The organism is Advenella sp., assembly GCF_052108595.1.
GTDB lineage: Bacteria > Pseudomonadota > Gammaproteobacteria > Burkholderiales > Burkholderiaceae_B > Advenella.
Genome location: NZ_JBQEAU010000109.1, coordinates 1 through 16,098 on the forward strand (window position 1 = coordinate 1; position 16,098 = coordinate 16,098).

General features: G+C 54.9%; 16 protein-coding genes. 12 read left to right on the forward strand and 4 right to left on the reverse strand.

Annotated elements, in window-relative coordinates; genetic code table 11:
- Positions 1 to 460 precede the first annotated feature (460 nt).
- On the forward strand, positions 461 to 1,036 hold the full coding sequence (locus tag ACTIKR_RS16710) for a carboxymuconolactone decarboxylase family protein (RefSeq protein ID WP_193090359.1): 576 nt from the start codon (positions 461 to 463) through the stop codon (positions 1,034 to 1,036).
- A 74-nt stretch (positions 1,037 to 1,110) separates the two neighbouring features.
- Here ACTIKR_RS16710 and ACTIKR_RS16715 read toward each other — a convergent pair whose 3' ends face one another.
- On the reverse strand, positions 1,111 to 2,157 hold the full coding sequence (locus tag ACTIKR_RS16715; RefSeq protein ID WP_442328437.1) for a LacI family DNA-binding transcriptional regulator: 1,047 nt from the start codon (positions 2,155 to 2,157) through the stop codon (positions 1,111 to 1,113).
- 111 nt (positions 2,158 to 2,268) lie between these two features.
- Here ACTIKR_RS16715 and ACTIKR_RS16720 point away from each other — a divergent pair, with 111 nt between their 5' ends.
- From ACTIKR_RS16720 to ACTIKR_RS16745, 6 genes are all read left to right on the forward strand, one after another.
- The gene (locus tag ACTIKR_RS16720) at positions 2,269 to 3,288 is read left to right on the forward strand and encodes a TRAP transporter substrate-binding protein (RefSeq protein ID WP_442328438.1); all 1,020 of its coding nucleotides are present in this window, start codon (positions 2,269 to 2,271) and stop codon (positions 3,286 to 3,288) included.
- A gap of 40 nt (positions 3,289 to 3,328) precedes the next feature.
- Positions 3,329 to 5,191 carry a TRAP transporter large permease gene (locus ACTIKR_RS16725; protein ID WP_442328447.1) on the forward strand — a complete coding sequence of 621 codons (1,863 nt, stop codon included), beginning with the start codon at positions 3,329 to 3,331 and terminating at the stop codon, positions 5,189 to 5,191.
- Between the two features lie 72 nt (positions 5,192 to 5,263).
- Positions 5,264 to 5,803, forward strand: a complete 540-nt coding sequence (locus tag ACTIKR_RS16730) for a VOC family protein (protein WP_442328439.1) — start codon at positions 5,264 to 5,266, stop codon at positions 5,801 to 5,803.
- Positions 5,800 to 7,074, forward strand: a complete 1,275-nt coding sequence (locus ACTIKR_RS16735; RefSeq protein WP_442328440.1) for a ribulose-bisphosphate carboxylase large subunit family protein — start codon at positions 5,800 to 5,802, stop codon at positions 7,072 to 7,074. Before ACTIKR_RS16730 ends, ACTIKR_RS16735 begins: the two co-directional genes overlap by 4 nt.
- On the forward strand, positions 7,071 to 8,432 hold the full coding sequence (locus tag ACTIKR_RS16740; protein WP_442328441.1) for a four-carbon acid sugar kinase family protein: 1,362 nt from the start codon (positions 7,071 to 7,073) through the stop codon (positions 8,430 to 8,432). Before ACTIKR_RS16735 ends, ACTIKR_RS16740 begins: the two co-directional genes overlap by 4 nt.
- 215 nt (positions 8,433 to 8,647) lie before the next feature.
- Positions 8,648 to 8,854 (forward strand): dodecin, encoded by a 207-nt coding sequence (locus ACTIKR_RS16745; RefSeq protein WP_193090352.1) that lies wholly within the window; start codon positions 8,648 to 8,650, stop codon positions 8,852 to 8,854.
- A 16-nt stretch (positions 8,855 to 8,870) separates the two neighbouring features.
- On the opposite strand, the gene ACTIKR_RS16750 is transcribed toward ACTIKR_RS16745, so the two are convergent.
- Genes ACTIKR_RS16750 through ACTIKR_RS16760 form a run of 3 tightly spaced genes read right to left on the reverse strand, consistent with a single transcriptional unit; the run spans position 8,871 to position 11,092 of the window.
- Positions 8,871 to 9,785 carry an aminoglycoside phosphotransferase family protein gene (locus tag ACTIKR_RS16750; protein ID WP_442328442.1) on the reverse strand — a complete coding sequence of 305 codons (915 nt, stop codon included), beginning with the start codon at positions 9,783 to 9,785 and terminating at the stop codon, positions 8,871 to 8,873.
- Positions 9,766 to 10,122 carry a nucleotide pyrophosphohydrolase gene (locus tag ACTIKR_RS16755; protein WP_442328443.1) on the reverse strand — a complete coding sequence of 119 codons (357 nt, stop codon included), beginning with the start codon at positions 10,120 to 10,122 and terminating at the stop codon, positions 9,766 to 9,768. Before ACTIKR_RS16755 ends, ACTIKR_RS16750 begins: the two co-directional genes overlap by 20 nt.
- A gap of 49 nt (positions 10,123 to 10,171) precedes the next feature.
- Positions 10,172 to 11,092, reverse strand: a complete 921-nt coding sequence (locus tag ACTIKR_RS16760; protein WP_442328444.1) for a LysR substrate-binding domain-containing protein — start codon at positions 11,090 to 11,092, stop codon at positions 10,172 to 10,174.
- A 136-nt stretch (positions 11,093 to 11,228) separates the two neighbouring features.
- On the opposite strand from ACTIKR_RS16760, the gene ACTIKR_RS16765 reads away from it, so the two are divergent.
- The 5 genes from ACTIKR_RS16765 (at position 11,229) to ACTIKR_RS16785 (ending at position 16,098) form a co-directional block, all read left to right on the forward strand.
- Positions 11,229 to 12,437 (forward strand): CaiB/BaiF CoA transferase family protein, encoded by a 1,209-nt coding sequence (locus ACTIKR_RS16765; protein ID WP_193090349.1) that lies wholly within the window; start codon positions 11,229 to 11,231, stop codon positions 12,435 to 12,437.
- 13 nt (positions 12,438 to 12,450) lie between these two features.
- Entirely contained in the window at positions 12,451 to 13,218 is a 768-nt protein-coding gene (locus ACTIKR_RS16770; RefSeq protein ID WP_193090348.1) for an enoyl-CoA hydratase/isomerase family protein, read from the forward strand.
- A 78-nt stretch (positions 13,219 to 13,296) separates the two neighbouring features.
- Entirely contained in the window at positions 13,297 to 14,262 is a 966-nt protein-coding gene (locus ACTIKR_RS16775) for a Bug family tripartite tricarboxylate transporter substrate binding protein (protein ID WP_193090347.1), read from the forward strand.
- 216 nt (positions 14,263 to 14,478) lie between these two features.
- Complete coding sequence (locus ACTIKR_RS16780; RefSeq protein ID WP_442328445.1) at positions 14,479 to 14,658, forward strand: hypothetical protein; 180 nt, start codon at positions 14,479 to 14,481, stop codon at positions 14,656 to 14,658.
- Positions 14,659 to 14,850: 192 nt separating this feature from the next.
- Positions 14,851 to 16,098, forward strand: coding sequence for an MFS transporter (locus tag ACTIKR_RS16785; protein ID WP_442328446.1), 1,248 nt, complete (start codon positions 14,851 to 14,853; stop codon positions 16,096 to 16,098).

Genomic DNA, 16,098 nt, shown 5'->3' on the forward strand with positions numbered 1-16,098 from the left:
CGGTCGTGACCTGAGCGGATAGATAAGCAGGGCGGGCCTGGCGCCCGCCGCTTGCCTTGGAACCTGATGTTTCTGGTTTGCTGCCCGATAAAGCCGATTGCAGTTGCTCGCACGATTTTACGGGAGTCGCGATACGATGAACGAGGTCTCGTATTGGCGATTCGGATACGTGCTGTTTATTTGCTGCGCGAACTGCTGTTTAGCTATCTTTTTGCGGTAGGGATCATACAACTGTTCATGAAAAGCACCGATGCGTTCAGTCGTTACAAGTTTTGGCGATGGCAGCAGAGGCAAACGGGCGTCAATACCGCATTACATGAATACCTGACTTTGGTTTCATACTGCAGCTACAGCTCAATACCGGGAAGCAAAGGTAACTTCAGGAGACTTCATAGCTAGTCTTGGTATAGTTACAGCTATCATTTTCTTATCTTCCCCTTTGTTATTGTGTAGAGTCATTATGAACCAGTATCCGGACCGCCTTCCTCCTCTTGCACCAGAAACCTGGAGCGCTGATCAGAAACAGTACGCTCAAGAAATTATCAACGGCCCGCGCGGTGGGCTTTTGTCGCCCTTTATTCCCTTGATGCGCAGTCCTGAACTCATGGCTCACGCCAGTCGTATGGGAGAGTATCTGCGGTATCGCAGCGCCCTGGGGCAGCGCCTGTCGGAGCTGGCGATTTTGATTACTTCGCGGCAGTGGTCTCAGCAGGTCGAGTGGGCGATTCATGCGCCGATAGCGTTGCGTGAAGGCGTATCCGAACAAACCATAGAGGCCATTGGCGAAGGCCGCAAGCCCGAGGGTCTGCCTGAAGATGAGGCGATACTTTATGCATTCTCGACCGAACTCTTTCACAATCAGTCGGTATGCGATCACACCTACGAGCGCGCATTGCAGCAGTTTGGCGAGCAGGGCGTGATGGACCTTGTCGGAATCAATGGCTATTACTCGCTGCTTTCCATGGTCATGAATGTAGCCAGAACACCTGTTCCGGCCTCTTCGGCGCAGCCGCTGGCTGCAATGCCTGCAGTGTAGCGCCGCCTGGCGGACCTGCTATTGCAGTTGCAATGAATGCACAGCGGGCGGCGGGCATATGCCCGCCGGCGCGATCAGGGCAGGTTTTCCCGGAAAATGATCTGACTTTGCACAGGGTCGATGCCGCTCATTACCGGGCGTCGATCGCGCAGATTGGCAAAAATGCGGATACAGTTCATGGTAGAGGACTGTGGATTCTGTGTAATGACGGCGTCCATGGTTCCGTCGATCAACAGGGCGCGCGTATCGGGCGTCAGCCCGTGACCGATAAACACCACTTTGTGCGCCAGGCCGGCTTCCTTGAGTGCTTTGGCCACGCCGTCGGATGCGCCGCCAATATTGTAGATTCCTGCCAGATCCGGTGACTGTTCCAGCAGTTGCCGCATGAGCCGATAATTTTCTTCAGCACTATCGAGGCCTTCGCGCAATCCCACCACTTCAACAGTGGGAAACAGTTCCTTGAACATATACAGAAAACCCATTTCACGCTCTTCGTGAGCGCGATAACTCAGGCTGCCGGCGATCATGGCAACCTTGGCTGGCCGCGCGCCGATGAAGCGGGCAATCAGGTACGCGGCCGTACGGCCGGCGGCGCGATTGTCCAGGCCGATATAGGCGGCGCGGCGCGTATTGGAAATATCGGTAATCAGCGTTATTACATGCTTGCCCTTATCGACAAGTTCCTCGATGGCGTCGCGCACTAGCGGGTGCTCAATAGCCATGCAGGCAACGCCGTCTGCGCGCTCTGCCTGCTTGGTCAGGCTTGCGGCAAGGACCTCGGGATTGAAGCCTTCCACATAATCGACTTTGCATTTCACGTTGTAGGGCGTCCAGCTGTCCTGGGAGTAGGTGATGGTGTCGCCCAGCATCCTGATGAAGCGGTTGGTGCCTTTTGGAAGCACGAATGAAATACGCATGGCGCTGGGTGTAAGCGCCGCATACAGATCATTTTCCGGCAGATAGGCCAGTTCTGCAGCGGCTCGCAGTACCCGCTGCACCGTGGCTTCGCGCACGCCCGATCGGTGGTTCAGTACGCGGTCTACCGTAGCGGTGGAGACGTTGGCCAGTTTGGCAATATCTGTAATATTGGCCCTGCTTGCGGCTTTCTCTGAGTTTTTCATTACATCAAAAACCATCATTTAATTTGATTGACGTTGATATGTTATCACTATATCGTTGCAGTTAGAAAAATAATAAAATCAAAAAACATCATTTAACGTCTGGAGACAAATATGCAGAAGTATTCTCGCCGCAGCATGCTGCGCACCCTGTCCGCCATGCCGCTGGCAGGTGTTGTCAGCGCGCTGCCACAGGTGGCGCGTGCTGCCGAATTTTCCTATAAGTATGGCAACAATCTTCCGCTGTCTCACCCCCTGAATATTCGCGCCAAGGAAGCGGCCGACGAAATCCGGGAAAAATCCGGCGGACGGGTCGATATCGCCATTTTCCCCAACAACCAGCTCGGCGGCGATACCGATATGTTGTCTCAGGTCCGCTCCGGCGGCATTCAGTTTTTTACGCCGTCTTCACTTGTGATTGCCACGCTGGTGCCGGTCGCGGCCATTAATGCGCTTGGCTTTGCGTTCAGTGATTATGCCCAGGTGTGGAAAGCGATGGATGGCGATCTGGGTGCGCATGTGCGGGCATCCATCCGCAAGATACGCCTGTATGCCTTTGACAAAATGTGGGACAACGGCTTTCGCCAGATGACCAGCAGCAAGGGGCCGATAGAGCAGGCAGCCGATCTGGAAGACCTGAAAATCCGCGTGCCGGTCAGCCCGCTGTCCATTTCGATGTTCAAAGGTCTGGGCGCTGCCCCGACAAGCCTTCAGTTCAGCGAAGTGTATTCGTCTTTGCAGACCAAGATTGTGGATGCTCAGGAGAACCCGTTGCCCATTATCCAGGTGGCAAAACTGTACGAAGTACAAAAATATTGCTCCCAGACCAATCACATCTGGGATGGCTTCTGGTTTATTGCCAATGGCGCGGCGTGGGATCGATTGCCCGATGATCTGAAGACAATCGTGGCCGATGGTATTAATGGCGCGGGTGTGCGTCAGCGCGAAGATATCAGAAAGCTCAATGATTCGGTGCAAAGTGATCTGCAATCCAAAGGACTCGCTTTCAATGCGCCAGCACCCGACACATTCCGGGCTGCACTGCGTAATGCCGGTTTTTACAAAGAGTGGAAGGGCCGTTTTGGCGATGAAGCCTGGGCCGCGCTCGAGGCCTCGGTCGGTAAACTGGTTTAGTGTGATGGAAACTGCAATGATGACCGATTCTGCGATGGCGATGAAAACGCCCGCCACAACTACTGTTTCCGGCGCAGCCAAGCTGGTGCGCGCGGCAGACAACGCGCTCGGCCGCAGTGTTGAGCTGCTCGCCGTGATGCTGATTATCCTGGAAGTGGTGATCCTGTTTTCGGGTGTCGCGGCAAGGTACGTATTGCATGTGCCATTGGTGTGGACCGATGAGCTGGCGTCGATCCTGTTTCTGTGGCTGTCCATGTTGGGTGCGGTAATCGCGTTGCGGCGCGGCCAACATATGCGCATGACCGCCTTTATTGACCGTGTCTGCGCCAATCGACGTCTGTTGCTTGAAGGTTTTGCTTCGTCTGCATCGCTGGCTTTCCTGGTGCTTTTTCTGTATCCGGCCTTTGAGTATGCCTACGAAGAATCCTATATTGTGACGCCGGCATTGGAAATCAGTAATGCATGGCACGCTGCCGCATTGCCGGTGGGCATTGCGCTCATGATTCTGACGTCGGTCTTTCGCATGGTCATGACTGCTGATCGCAAGCAACTGTCGATCAGTCTGGGCGTCACATTGGCATTGCTGGCCGTGTTCTGGCTGGCGCATCCCGTGTTGATGGAGCTTGGTAAATTCAATCTGGTGATTTTCTTTGTCTTCGTGGTGGCCGCTTGCGTTTTCTCCGGTGTGCCAATTGCATTCTCGTTTGCGCTGGCCACTTTCGGCTATCTGACGCTCACGACCCAGACCCCCATTGTCGTGATGGTGGGTCGCTTGAATGAAGGCATGTCGCATCTGATTCTGCTGGCTGTGCCGCTCTTTATCTTCCTGGGCGCGCTCATAGAGATGACGGGTATGGCGCGGGCCATGATTCAGTTCCTGGCCAGTTGCCTGGGGCATGTTCGCGGTGGCCTCTCTTACGTATTGATTGGCGCCATGTATCTGGTTTCCGGTATCTCCGGTTCCAAGATTGCCGATATGGCCGCCATCACGCCGGTACTGTTTCCCGAGATGGAAAAGCGCGGCGCAAAAAAAGGTGAACTTGTTGCTTTGCTGTCGGCCACGGGCGCGCAGACCGAAACCATTCCGCCATCCATAGTGCTTATCACCATTGGCTCGGTCACCGGCGTATCCATTGCCGCGCTGTTTACCGGAGGCATATTGCCGGCTGTTGTTCTCGGTTTGTGTCTGTGTGTCGTGGTCGGCTGGCGCTATCGCCGTGAAGATCTGACAAAGGTTGCAAAAGTACCCAAGCGTGATATTTTTCGTTTCCTGCTGATTGCCTTGCCTGCCATCTCGTTGCCTTTCGTTATCCGAGCTGCCGTGGTCGAGGGTATAGCGACCGCAACTGAAGTCTCTACGATTGGGGTGGTGTACTCCATTTTGCTGGGCCTGCTGGTCTATCGGCAGTTTGACTGGAAGCGTGTGACGCCTATCCTGGTGGAAACGGCGACGCTGTCAGGCGCCATTATGCTGATTATCGGCTGCGCAACGGCCATGGCCTGGGCACTCACTCAATCAGGCTTTTCCAGTGATCTGGCAGCGCTCATGGCGAACGTGCCAGGAGGCGGTTATGGCTTTCTGATCATCTCGGTATTTGCGTTCATCATATTGGGAAGCATTCTGGAGGGTATTCCGGCCATCGTCCTGTTCGGACCACTGCTCTTTCCGGTCGCACGCGCCCTGGATATCCATGATGTGCACTATTCCATTGTTGTCATTTTTGCAATGGGTATTGGATTGTTCGCTCCGCCGTTCGGTGTGGGCTATTACGGCGCGTGCGCAATTGGCAAGGTCAATCCGTCTGAAGGCATGCGCTATATCTGGGGTTACGTTGTCGCGCTGTTTGTCGGGTTGATGATCGTGACATTTGTTCCCTGGATATCCACCGGTTTTATCAAATAAATCATCTCGCCATTCAGGTTCATGGTGCTTGTTCCTGCAGGCATCATTTTTATCAAATAGCTGGAACATAATATGAGTACATTCTTTGGCGAAATTCGTCAGTTGGGATATGTTGTCGATGATATCGAAGCGGCAATGGCATACTGGAGCAACACGCTGGGCGTGGGACCCTGGTATTACAACCCTAAGGTGCCGATCCGCAACTATCAATATGACGGTCAGACCTACGAGCCGCATAATTCAGTAGCGCTGGCCAATTCGGGTTTCGTGCAGGTAGAGCTGATACAGACGCGCAACGACGTTCCGTCGATGTACCGCGATTTTCTACAGGCGGGCCGCACCGGCCTGCAGCATGTCGCTTACTGGACCGAGCATTACGATGCCGATCTTGAAAGGTTACTCAAGCAGGGTTTCAAGCCACGCATGAGCGGTGAAGTTGGCGAGCAGGGCAGGTTTATCTATTTTGATACTGAGTATCATCCGGGCACGGTCATCGAACTGTCGGAAGTAGCGGGCCCCAAGGGTCGCCTGTTTGACCTGATTCGCGTGACGTCGGAAGACTGGAATGGCCAACAGGCTATCCGGCCATTCCCGGACCTGGATACATTATGAGCGATACAGTAGTACAGGCTCGATATGTGGTGGAAACGCCTTTTGAACCGGCCAAAGTGGCCCAGATCATGGCTGGCGAACAGTCCTGCGGGACCTTTACCCGTGTTGCTGGCGAAACCGATGAGTTGCGCGATAGAGCCCGTGCCACGGTAACTGCAGTTCACGAGTTGCCCGCAGGCGATGCACCCAGCCTGCCCAATGCCTGGCTCGAACGCAGAAATGTCAGCGGCCCATGGCGTCGGGCCCAGATTGATATTTCATTTCCGATAGCCAACTTTGGTGCAAACCTGGCCACGTTGGCTGCGACGGTCTCGGGCAATCTTTACGACCTGGGTGAAGTGACCGGACTGCGTCTTGAATCGCTGACGCTCCCCGCTTCATTTCGTATGCGGTTTGCCTTGCCTGGTCTGGGCATTGCCGGCACGCGTGCCAGTATTGGTGTGGCCGCCGGCGCCATGGTCGGCACGATTATCAAGCCAAATGTCGGCATGAGCGCAGCGCAAACGGCAGCGCTGGTGAAAACCTTGTGCGAGGCGGGTGTCGATTTCATCAAGGATGATGAAGTGTGCGCCAATCCGGACCATGCGCCACTGGCCCAGCGCGTACCTGCGGTGATGGCCGTTATTCGTGAGCATGCACAGCGCACCGGCAAAAAGGTCATGATGGCCTTCAATATCAGCGATGACCTGGATTCCATGCGGCGTCACGCAGATCTGGTTGCGCAGGAAGAAGGCACCTGCGTGATGGCCAGCCTCAATTACTGCGGGTTCTCGGCAATTGAAAGCCTCAGAAAGAGTACGCCGCTTGCTATCCATGGTCATCGTAATGGCTTTGGAGCCGTTTCGCGACATCCGTTGCTTGGAATGGCTTATCAGCCGTATCAGACGATGTGGCGCCTGGCAGGGGTGGATCACATGCATGTGCATGGTCTGCAGGGGAAATTCTCGCAGCCCGATAGCGAAGTGGTGGCAGCGGCTTCCGACTCTCTGGCGCGCATGTCCGACACGGTCGATGACCGGGTGTTGCCGGTGTTTTCTTCGGGCCAGTGGGCCGGTACAGTCCCGGTGACCTGGCAGTCGATTCAAAGCCAGGATCTGCTCTTCATGTCGGGCGGTGGCATTTTGGCCCATCCTATGGGACCGGCTGCCGGCGTGGTCAGCCTTCGCCAGGCCTGGGCAGCGCAGCAGGAAGGAGCAACGCTGGAGGATTTCGCTTGTAATATGCCCGAGCTGAAGGCCGCACTGGCGTTTTTTGGCGACAAGCAATCATGAGCCTGACGTTCGGCTGGTATGGCGATGATTTTACCGGGGCGACCGATACGCTGGCCGTTGCGGCCCGCGCCAATCTGCGTAGCATCCTGTTTCTGGACGTGCCCACCGAAGCGCAACTGGCGCGTATCGGCCCCCTGCAAGCAATAGGAATAGCCGGTACAGCGCGCGGTATGAACCCGCAACAGATGCATTCCTGTTTGCCGAAGATCGGGCGCTTTTTCCAGGATCAGCGTGTGTCGGTGCTGCATTACAAATGTTGTTCAACCTTTGATAGTGCCGCGCACACGGGCAGCCTTGGGATCGCAGTCAATATCCTGGGCGACTATGTGGAGGCGCCGTTTGCGCTGTTTGTGGGTGGCCAGCCCGATATTGGCCGTTATTGCTGCTTTGGCAATCTTTTTGCGGCTGCCGGAGATTCCGGCCAGGTGCATCGTATTGACCGGCACCCAACCATGCAATGCCACCCAGTGACACCGATGCATGAAGCCGACCTGGGATTGCATCTGCAATCGCAGGCCATGGCAGATGTCATTAACATTCCTTATACGGCATATCAACAGCAACCAGCCCTGCTTGATGCGCTTGTAGATCGGACTGTTCAGCGCTGTAGCAGCGCCAGGGGAAAAATGGACACGGCTGTGCTTTTCGATGTTTCTGACAGTACGCAGCTTGCAAGCGTGGGACGACAGATCCTGCGTATCGCCAATGAGCATAAAACCGCATTGGTTGTAGGCTCAAGTGTCGTGCTGCAGGCACTGGCGGCGGCAGAAAATGTCGGTACGCACGCCCATAGCGTTGCGGACCACGTGATCGACGACAGGCAGCACCCGGCGCACGTTGGTCCGACCTTCGTGTTGGCGGGTAGTCTTTCTCCGGTGACCGCTGCACAGGTTCGGGCTGCCGACGGATATGTCAAACGGCCGTTGCAGGCGCGCTCGTTGTTGAATGATGCCGACTACCGGGCTGCACAATGTCAGCACATCTGTGATGAGCTGAGTGCTAACCGTCATGTTCTGGCCTATGTCGACCAGCAAAACGGGCGCGACTGTGCAATTCATTCAGCGGACCTGGCGGGTGCAACGGCCCGGTTTGTGCAATCCACGTTGCAACTGCTGGCAGAGCAGGGTATACGCCTGGGCCGGCTTGGCATTGCGGGTGGAGATACGTCCAGCCAGGCAATCGCGCAACTGGATGTATGGGCCTTGTCTTATGCAAGTGTACTGTCGCCCGGGGTAACCGTTTGCTCAATGCATAGCGACAATCCTGCATTGGACGGGATGGTCGTCATGTTAAAGGGCGGACAGATGGGCAGCGAGGATATTTTCGATAAATTGCTGCAAGTGCCGGTAACGCGCTAAGTCTTCCCTTCCAGGAACGTGGCGCGTTTATTTTCCTGGCCTGAGTCTGGCATGTCGTGCTGCCGGGGCGGCCGCTGTGAAGACTTACCTGGCAGTAGCAGGGGCCTGGTGCAGGAGCAATAAAATAAGAGACAGATTGATTGTGGCCCAATTGCATAAATAGTCTAATCGCCGTAACATGGGAAGTGCCTATCCACACTACAGGGAGCAGCGCCATGAGCGATCATGTTTATAAGCATATTGAACTGACAGGTTCATCAACAACCAGCATTGAAGATGCAGTGAGCAACGCGCTGGCCAAAGCCAATGAGACGGTCAGGAACATTCAGTGGTTTACCGTTACCGAAACTCGCGGACACGTTATCGACGGTAAAGTGGCCCACTGGCAGGTCAGCATCAAGGCAGGTTTTACGCTGGAATGAACAAGCGGCGCGCGAATTAATTCGGGCTCAGTGACAGGGCCTGTAGTGCCAGGCGCGCCACGTTCAGATCCTGTTGCGCCTGTGCCTCGCTTGCGTCCTGGATGAACCAGACCGCCGACAGGCCGGCAAAGGCCAGGACCCAGCATAACAAGCGGTGACGATCCAGGCTGGCCGCCTGCGATACGACTTGAACCTGGCGAGCGAAGCGAACCGGGTCGGTTACGGTGGGCAGGTCGGGGTTCACAATCAAATTAGCATAGTCAAAGCCCCGCTCGCCCAGTAGCCCCTTGGGGTCGATGGCCAGCCAGCCACGATCCGCGAAGTCCAGAATATTGTCGTGGTGGATATCGCCATGCAGTACGGTTATCTCTTCGGGGTCGGCCAGCAGCCGCTGTGCTGCATTCGCACATTGTTGCAGCACCGGGTTGCTTCTGGCCGCTGCAAACAGGTCAGCGAACCACAGTTGTAAAAGAACCAATTCAGGCTGGCCCGGAATGCGCCTTGCGTAGGCGTGCAGTTGCGCCACCGTGTCGCAGGCAATACGGCTGGCATTGTCGTCCTGGCCGTGCAACGCCATCTGCATCAGCGATTGCTTGCCCTGGGCCCGTTCCAACACCAAGGCATTAGCGTTACGGGCAAATACCCTGGCAGCACCATTGCCATCCCACCATTGCAGCACTTTGCCGCCGCGTATTTCGTGCTCATCACGGGCAATCTTCAGCATTGCCATGGCATTGTTCATTTTTACCGGCAGCAGGCTGCTGCCCGGGGTCGCAATGGGCGTGCCGTCCTGGACCAGGTTCCATTTTTTTATCCACGGCGCAAACACGTCCATCTCGACGTCCGTCGTCGCCTGTGCGGGGGCCTGTATGCGCTGCTCTTGACGTGCAGGGACGGAGCCCGGATTACCGTCAGTCATCGAGTCTGTCATATTTTTTTGCGTTGCCTTTGCTTTTTCTCACCGGATACTTTTGTGCATTCAGTTGCAGTTTTTCCTGGGCGGCCTGCAAGATGTCAATGTTCAAGACCCGGCTGATGGTGAGCAGATACAGCAGAACATCGGCAATTTCATGTCTGACCGCCAGTTGGTCTTGTTCGTTCAGTGTGGCCGATTCTGCTTCTGTCTTCCATTGAAATATTTCAACCAGCTCTGCTGCTTCCACCGAAAGCGCCATGGCGATATTTTTGGGCGAATGGTATTGATCCCAGTCTCTGGCTTTGGCAAAGGTCTCAAGCTGTTCGCAAATAGAGGTTAAGGTTGGTTTCATAATATCCGGCATGAAGGGAATTTCGGGTTATGGGTTGCAGCAGGCTGCCTTAGAGCAACTTGGTATATTTCCAGACGTTTTTCGCGATCAGGCGTGCGGCCGTTTTTTCGCATTCGTCCATGACGCAATCGACGGCATCATTGCGCATGATGTTATTTGTATGGCAAATGAAAATCTCGCGGAAAAACTCAAAATCGAACCGCCGCATGGTGATTGTACCGTCATGGATTTCTTCGTGGGCGGCGGAGTACGGAAGAATGGTCGCAGCCAGCCCGTTCTTGACTGCGGGAATCAGGATGGCAGAGGTGCTGGCCTCTGCGATCAGCTCATAAGGCAGGCGTCGCTCCAGGAAGGCGTGATCGATTCGTGAGCGTAAACGGTTGGGCAAACTGGGCAGAATCAGGGGAACATCCTTGATGTCTTCGATATTGACGCGACGTTTTTTAATGCTTGTCTGAGCATGCAGCAACAGCAGCAACTCTTCAACCAGAAACGGCTTGAGCACCATGCCTTTGATTTCCTGCTGGTCCGGCGTCAGGGCAAAGTCTACCCGTCCCTGAAGTACCTGACGGGTCAGGTCGGCGCTGGGCAGATCGACAATCTCCAGAATCACCGACGGATAGCGTTGCTTGACCTGGTGGATCAGTGGCAGGGCCAGCATGCGTGCCGTACTGGAAGCCAGCGCAATGGATACGGTGCCGCTGACCGGGTTATCGCGCCGATGTAAAATTGCCTTGGTATTGTCAATCTGGCGCACGATGGTCTGGGCATGTTTGTAGAGCAGCGTGCCTTCTTCTGTCGGCTTTACGCCGCGCGTAGATCGTAAAAAAAGGCTGACGCCCAATTCTGCCTCAAGCAGATGTATCTGCTGTGTCAGGGCAGGCTGCGCAATATGCAGGGTGGCCGCTGCCTTGGTCATATTTCCCAATTCAAATACCTTGATGAAATAGCGCATTTGGCGTGTGTTCATGGCGGCCCCGTCCTTGCATACTGATGTCGTGCGTTGGTTAGAAAATAACAATAAGAAAAAATGATCGTACGATAAATAAACAGTATTTTGATTGGAAAATCTTATTGCATAGAATAGCATGCAAAAGGAGATAATCATGACAAGACCATTAGCCGGTTTGCGCGTTCTGGATTTGACGCGCGCGCTGTCCGGGCCGTTTAGCACCATGACCCTGGCCGACCTGGGCGCGGACGTAATCAAGGTCGAACCCACGCCGAATGGCGATATGATTCGCCAGTGGGGGCCATTCGATGAGGACATCAGTGTCTATTATCTGAGCGCCAACAGAAATAAAAAGGGTATAGGCGTTGATTTTCGCAAGCCTGAAGGGCTGGCGTTTATCCGCCAACTTGCGCTGCAGTCTGACATTGTCGTGGAAAACTTCAAAGTGGGTACCATGGCAAGCATGGGTCTGTCATATGAATCGCTCAGCAAGGACAAGCCTTCGCTGATCATGGCCTCCATTTCGGGATTCGGCAGTACTGGCCCGGCAAAAAGCTGGGCCGGCTTTGACCAGATTGCCCAAGGATATTCCGGCTTCATGAGTCTGACCGGCACGCCCGAGTCGGGTCCGACTCGGGTCGGTACTGCTATCGGTGACCTGACAGCGGGGATGTGGGCAGTGATCGGCGTGCTGGCGGCGGTGATCGAGATGAAGTCGACGGGACAGGGGCAGCATGTGGAGACGTCTCTGCTGGCCAGCCTGCTGAGCCTGCTGTCGGTACAGGGTCAGCGCTACCTGAGTGTGGGAGAAGTGCCGCAACCTTGCGGCAATGTTCATCCGGTGATTGCGCCTTACGGCACCTTTGAAACCAGCGATGGCCCCATCAATCTGGCGCCGGCCACACAGGATATGTGGGTACGCCTGTGTTCCGTGCTGGATCTGGATGGGCTGGTTGCCGATCCGCGCTTTGTTCGCAATGCAGACCGAATGAAAAATCGCCATGCGCTCAAGGATATTCTCGAGGGCGCGCTCAAAAAGCACCCGCGCATGCACTGGACGCCAATCATGATCGAGCAGGGTATCCCCGCCGGGCCGATCAATACGCTGGAAGATGTTTTCCGCGATGAGCAGGTCCTGGCATGTAACCTGGTTCAGACAGTCGAGCATGCCCGCCTGGGGCCGTTGCGGCAAGTGGCCTTGCCCGTGCATATGAGCAATCACGATAGCAACAGCGTTGTTTCTTCTCCGCCGGTTTTCGGGCAGGATACGCTGCGGGTAGCGAATGACATGGGGATGAACAGGGACCAGGTCGAGCAATTGATTACCGACGGCGTTTTGTATCAGGCCGATGGGCAAAATTAAAGAGGTTGTGATCATGACAGAAGACCTGCATACCCCAACCCTGCACATCCAGGGCGCGATAGCCACGCTGCAACTGAACAAAGCCGAACATGCCAACCGTCTGTCGCCTGCGGACCTCAAAGCGATTGAACAGCATATTGCAACCGTGAACAATCGGGAAGACCTCCTGGTGTTGCGTCTGGTCGCATCAGGAAAATATTTCTGCAGTGGCTACGACATTTCTTCGCTGGCCAGCGAAGAAGCGCCCAGTTCGCTGTATTTCGGTGAAGTGGTCGATGCTGTAGAACAGTGTCGTGCAATCACTATCGCCGTCATCCAGGGGGGCGTATATGGCGGTGGCACAGATCTGTGCCTGGCCTGTGATTTTCGTCTGGGCACAGACCGCGTCAATATGTTTATGCCTGCCGTGAAATTCGGCCTGCATTTTTATCCCGGAGGCATGCAGCGCTATGTTTCGCGCCTCGGCCTGAACAATGCAAAGTATCTTTTTTTGACGGCTGAAAAAGTTGATGCTGCTCGAATGCTGGATATGGATTTTCTGACTGAGCTCGTGCCGGCACAGCGCCTGCTGGCGCGAGCCGATGCGCTTTCGTCACATCTGGCCGCCATGGCGCCGCAAGCCCTGCTGGGAATCAAAAAGCACTTGAATCTGATCGCCCGGCAGGACATAAGAACAGAGGAAATTGCCCAGGCCGTGTTGCGCTCCGAAAGCTCGCAGGATATGAAAGAGGGCGCCGCAGCCTGGAGGTCGCAGCGCACGCCCGTGTTTACCGGGCATTGAACGACAAGAAGGTAGCGACAAAGTAGCGCTAACAAATAAGCGATTACAACGAAGGTCAAACCCTATCAGGAGACAAACATGATTGGAAAAAAAACGATTTTGATTGCGGGAACTTTACTGGCTGTGACCACGACTGTCCAGGCGGCAGGATATCCTGACAAGCCGATTTCACTTGTCATCGGATTTCCGCCAGGCGGCGGCGCCGACAACGTAGCGCGAGTCTATGCAGACCATCTGGCAAAAACCCTGAAGCAGCCGGTTATTGTCGAAAACAGGCCAGGTGCAGGCTCCACCATTGCTGCAGCCCATGTAGCAAGGGCCAAGCCAGACGGTTATACGATCTTCATGGGTAATTCAAGTGTCATGGGTAGCGACAACGTGCTGTACAAAGTGGCCTACACACCGGACAGTTTCATCCCGGTCAGTCGGCTTACCACGTCGCCCATGATTCTTATTGCCAGCAAGAAGTCGGGTATAGGTAGTGTTCAGGATCTGCTGGAAAAGTCGAAGAAAGAGCCGGGTAGGCTGACCTTTGCCTCTTCTGGCAACGGTGTCATTACCCATCTGGCAGGCGTTGAGTTTCTGAGGTTGTCGGGCCGCGATCTGTTGCATGTGCCGTTCAAGGGGGGCGCGCCGGCGACCCAATCGGTAGCCGCCGGGGATACCGACATATCGTTTGCGACGGCGCCATCGGCCAAGGCGATGATCGATACCGGCAAAGTGAAGGGATTGGCGATTACTTCCAAGACGCCTTCCAGAGTGATCAGTCAATATAAACCCATTGACCAGTCCGGGCTCAAAGGATACAACATCACCAACTGGTGGGGGATTTTCGTTCCGGCTGGCACACCCAGGTCCGTCATTGATACGCTATTTGCAGCTACCGGAAAAGTTCTGGCCGAACCGGCTGTCAAAAAGAACCTGACGGCAAACTTTGAAGAGGTCAACCCGTCTGCCAGCCAGGAAGAGTTTGTTCAGTTTGCCCGCACCGAGGGCAAGCTTGGCCTGGATCTGGCCCGGGAGAGTCTGCAAACAAAGAACTGAGGACACGGCGGGGGGCTGTCGCGCAGGCAGACCTGCGATCCGTTACAACGGTTGCATAGGCCAATTGGTATGCAAAAATAAATAATTAATAGATTGTTTCGTAATCAATTGGCTGTTTTTGAATGTTGTATACAATATGACGAATTAAATCTTGCTACGATCAGAGAGGCATTGACAAGGCTGGCGCAGTCATATCAGGTCACGCGTTAGCCAGCCATGATGGACGTCAAGGTCGTTTCCAACAAGGCCAGCAGTGCTTACAGCCTGTATATGATGGGTATTGCCGATCGATATCAGGATGCCACCTATATGACAACTGTCATTGAAAAGCAGCAGACCGCTTCCCTTGTGGAGTCCACTGTTGGGCACGAAATTCAGGCAATCTGTCTGATCTGAAGCCAGGCTGCGCAGTGGCAATCCTGGGCAGGCGGTCCGAGCCTGAGGATCGTCAGAAAATATCGCAATCGAAAAGCCAAGCTTATCGAAGTGTCGGTCAGCACGCATGCAGCGGATCGCTGCTGCTATCATTCTGTTTTCAAGCGGGAATGGCATGGTCAGGCATAACGATTTTTTCCAGACAAGTGGGCTATGACAAACACAACGACGAATAATCAGTCCAACCCTATCCGAAGGAAACAGGATAGTCGCGCAGGCTGGATGGTACTTATCCTGACATTGACCATTCAGGCGCTGGCGACCATGGTGCTGCTGGTGCCGCCAGTGATGGCGCCCGTGCTGTCAAACCAGCTGGGCGTGCCTGCCGGCTATATCGGCTTTTATATTGCGGTGGCTTATCTGTCTGCGATGTTAAGCAGCCTGAGCGCAGGCGCGATGCTGACCATGGTCGGGCCGATCCGGCTGAGTGCCTTGTGTCTGGTGTCTTCCGCCGTTGGCCTGACACTGTTCGTGATGGCGCCGTCTGTGTGGACGCTCGCCCTGGCCGGTATATTCATTGGTCTTGGATATGGCCCGGTGACCCCGTGCAGTTCGCAAATTCTGATCAAAAATACACCAATGCACCGACTGAGCTTGATTTTCTCTATCAAGCAAACCGGCGTGCCGCTTGGTGGCGTGCTGGCCGCCATGATCATGCCCAGCCTGGAGCAAATGGTCGGGTGGCACAGCGCCTTGGGTGTCGTCTGCATCGTGCTGTTCTTTTGCGCGGTGGTGTCGCTTTTTGCTCCACGTTCCTGGGAGCCGGACGCAACCGGCGTCAGACGGTCTTTCAGGGAAGAGTTCTTCGGTGCGCTTGGAACGATTTATCGCATTCCTGTATTGCGCACGCTGGCCGTATGTTCCTTTTGCTTTTCTGTATGCCAGCTCACGTTAATGACATATGCCATTACCTTCCTGCATAACGAGGTCGGCATGTCGTTGGTTCTGGCAGGGGTTTTTCTGTCAGTGTCCCAGGCGGCAGGCGTAATCGGGCGGATTTTGTGGGGCTACCTGGCTGATAATTTCTTTTCCACCTGGAGCATGTTGCTGGTGCTGGCTGCCGGCATGCTCTTGTCTGCCGTTGGCGTCTTTTATATTGACGCTGGGTCAAGTCAATGGTGGATCGTATTTGTTTTTGCTGTTTTCGGCGCCACTGCCATCGGCTGGAATGGCGTGTATCTGGCAGAAGTGGCCAGGCGCGCGCCCGAGGGGAAATCGGGTTCGGTTACCGGCGGTACGCTGGCGGTTACCTATTTGGGCGTCGTTTTAGGGCCTCCGGCCATCGGCCTGGTATCCCAGGCCGCAGGCGGATTCGGCTACGGCTTCCTGTCGTTGCTATTTCCCACTATCGCTTCAATTATATTGATGGGCAGGACCAGACGAAAATTTAAGGGAGAATAA

Bases quoted from the DNA above. Each gene is read 5' to 3' on its own strand.
- ACTIKR_RS16710 (WP_193090359.1), top strand. From the start codon at position 461: ATGAACCAGTATCCGGACCGCCTTCCTCCTCTTGCACCAGAAACCTGG.
- ACTIKR_RS16715 (WP_442328437.1), bottom strand. From the start codon at position 2,157: ATGAAAAACTCAGAGAAAGCCGCAAGCAGGGCCAATATTACAGATATT.
- ACTIKR_RS16720 (WP_442328438.1), top strand. From the start codon at position 2,269: ATGCAGAAGTATTCTCGCCGCAGCATGCTGCGCACCCTGTCCGCCATG.
- ACTIKR_RS16725 (WP_442328447.1), top strand. From the start codon at position 3,329: ATGAAAACGCCCGCCACAACTACTGTTTCCGGCGCAGCCAAGCTGGTG.
- ACTIKR_RS16730 (WP_442328439.1), top strand. From the start codon at position 5,264: ATGAGTACATTCTTTGGCGAAATTCGTCAGTTGGGATATGTTGTCGAT.
- ACTIKR_RS16735 (WP_442328440.1), top strand. From the start codon at position 5,800: ATGAGCGATACAGTAGTACAGGCTCGATATGTGGTGGAAACGCCTTTT.
- ACTIKR_RS16740 (WP_442328441.1), top strand. From the start codon at position 7,071: ATGAGCCTGACGTTCGGCTGGTATGGCGATGATTTTACCGGGGCGACC.
- ACTIKR_RS16745 (WP_193090352.1), top strand. From the start codon at position 8,648: ATGAGCGATCATGTTTATAAGCATATTGAACTGACAGGTTCATCAACA.
- ACTIKR_RS16750 (WP_442328442.1), bottom strand. From the start codon at position 9,785: ATGACAGACTCGATGACTGACGGTAATCCGGGCTCCGTCCCTGCACGT.
- ACTIKR_RS16755 (WP_442328443.1), bottom strand. From the start codon at position 10,122: ATGAAACCAACCTTAACCTCTATTTGCGAACAGCTTGAGACCTTTGCC.
- ACTIKR_RS16760 (WP_442328444.1), bottom strand. From the start codon at position 11,092: ATGAACACACGCCAAATGCGCTATTTCATCAAGGTATTTGAATTGGGA.
- ACTIKR_RS16765 (WP_193090349.1), top strand. From the start codon at position 11,229: ATGACAAGACCATTAGCCGGTTTGCGCGTTCTGGATTTGACGCGCGCG.
- ACTIKR_RS16770 (WP_193090348.1), top strand. From the start codon at position 12,451: ATGACAGAAGACCTGCATACCCCAACCCTGCACATCCAGGGCGCGATA.
- ACTIKR_RS16775 (WP_193090347.1), top strand. From the start codon at position 13,297: ATGATTGGAAAAAAAACGATTTTGATTGCGGGAACTTTACTGGCTGTG.
- ACTIKR_RS16780 (WP_442328445.1), top strand. From the start codon at position 14,479: ATGATGGACGTCAAGGTCGTTTCCAACAAGGCCAGCAGTGCTTACAGC.
- ACTIKR_RS16785 (WP_442328446.1), top strand. From the start codon at position 14,851: ATGACAAACACAACGACGAATAATCAGTCCAACCCTATCCGAAGGAAA.